Source organism: Actinacidiphila sp. bgisy160, from assembly GCF_057707815.1.
The window spans coordinates 1-1,095 of the sequence record NZ_JBYIQW010000134.1 but is presented as its reverse complement, the minus strand read 5'-3'; the positions used below and the strand labels follow the sequence as shown (position 1 = coordinate 1,095).

2 protein-coding genes are annotated in these 1,095 nt (G+C 69.2%); both read right to left on the bottom strand.

Going from position 1 to position 1,095, the window contains the following annotated elements; all coding sequences use genetic code 11:
* Positions 1–240: transposase (locus tag AC3EUJ_RS37155; RefSeq protein ID WP_431969411.1), on the bottom strand; the 240-nt coding region annotated here is incomplete at its 3' end.
* A gap of 403 nt (positions 241–643) precedes the next feature.
* Positions 644–1,095 (bottom strand): helicase associated domain-containing protein (locus tag AC3EUJ_RS37150; protein ID WP_431969409.1); only part of this gene is annotated, 452 nt, incomplete at its 5' end.

Below are 1,095 nucleotides of genomic sequence, written 5' to 3'. Positions count from 1 at the left end.
CGCCAGCTCCTTGTTGTCCCGCTTGAGCTGCAGGTTCTCCCGACGCAACCGCGCCAGCTCCTCGCTCTCCCCGGACCTGGTGGCGCCGGCCTGCCGTGCCCGTGAGACCCAGGTCGCCAGGGTGGTCTCGTTGATCCCCAGATCCCGCGCCACCTCGGCCAACGTCTTACCGGTCTCGGCGACGATCCGCACAGCCCCCTCACGGAACTCCGCGTCGAACTTCCGCCTCTTCTCCGCCATGACTCCCAACTTCCCCTCCAGTCATGGTCTCTACGCTACGAGGGGAAGCACAGATCACGGACCGGGCGAATGTGGTGGTGACCGGCGCCGACACCGTGCGGGTGCAGGTCTGCCCTCCAGGGCCTGACCGGGCTGCGCCTGCTGCGCGGACCAAGAGGGGAGCTGCCGCGTGGCGGAACCGACGACGAATTCAGAGAAGCGGCCGCTGATCAGTGACGCTTCCTCATCCATGAGATGTCCTCGCCACTGTGCCCCAGGGACCCCGCCCTCCAGGCGCGCAGGTCGCGGCGGGTATCTCGCACGTCCCGCGACATGGCCGCGCCGTCGCGGTAGGGATGCTCGCCGTGCCGGCGCGCTTTCCAGCCGACCCAGGAGGCGAGTGCGACGACCAGCACGAGGGGCGTCAGAAAGAACCACATACTGGGAGAGCATGTCGGCACTCTGCAGCGCCGGCCAGGTGCCGACCGCAACCATCCGTCGGGGGTTGATTGCCGTGGGCGGGGCTTGACACCCGGGAGGTGCGTGTTGACGTCCGTATCTGCAACAAGCGCAAGGGACCGGACGTCCGCCGATACAGCCTGTAGCGCTTCCCGAGACGACAGGGCCCCAGCCGGTTGCCGATCCGGCGGGGGCCCTGTTCTGTCTCCTGACTCGCGAGGGAGCGACCCATTCGCCCACCCCGCCCCGCCTCGCGCCGCTGCGCGATGGTGTCCGCGAGCCGTCCGGCGGTCCGCTGGATCTTCGCCCAGGTGCCCACCGGATATCCGTTCCAGACCGCCGTGGCGGGCGGCAGCAGATGCCCGTATTCGGCCGCCCACTCGGTCGCGGCTGACAGTCCTTCCCGCCAGGCGACGT